This window comes from Burkholderia sp. LMU1-1-1.1 (genome assembly GCF_040675865.1).
Taxonomy (GTDB): Bacteria; Pseudomonadota; Gammaproteobacteria; order Burkholderiales; family Burkholderiaceae_D; genus Rugamonas.
The window spans coordinates 1-559 of the sequence record NZ_JBEGHG010000046.1 but is presented as its reverse complement, the minus strand read 5'-3'; the positions used below and the strand labels follow the sequence as shown (position 1 = coordinate 559).

At 78.9% G+C, this 559-nt stretch carries 1 pseudogene; it reads right to left on the bottom strand.

The annotated features are described in order from the left end of the window. A pseudogene (locus MRBLMU1_RS25475) lies at positions 1–559 on the bottom strand (hypothetical protein); the annotation flags it as partial.

The window sequence follows — 559 nt, the reverse complement described above, 5'->3', positions numbered from 1 at the left end:
CGCGCGCCCCGCCTGCAGCTTGGCCACGCGCAGCGGCAAGGTCAGGCGCCACGACAGGCTCGCCGTCATGGCGTCGCGCATGGCCTCGGCCGCGCCGGCGCGCTCGGTCAGCGGCCCGAGCAGGGCCTCGGCCTGCTGCGCGCGCGCCGTCATCAGCGCCAGCGCCGCCGTGGCCTGCTCGGCGCGCAGCGCGTGCTCGGCCGACAGGTGGTGCTTCTGTTTCCATTCCTCGACGTGGGCCATGGCCCAGGTGCGCGCCTCCCGCGCGGCCGTCTCGGCGCTGTCGACGCGCGCGCGCCAGCCCGCCAGCGGGGCGCTGTACGGATGGTCCTCGCACAGCTGGAAAGCGTCGGCCGGGTGCGGCGGCAGGCGCAGCGCCGCGCCCACCTCGGGGCGCTCGGTGGCCACGTAGTAGCCCTGGACGCCGTCCTCGTGGGCCAGCGCGTAGCCGTGCTCGAGCAGGCGCCGCGGCGCCGGCCCGGCCGCCAGCACCACCCACGGGCGCCAGCGCGCCAGGTCCAGCCCGGCGAGCGCGGCGTCGCCCTCGCCGCCCAGGCGC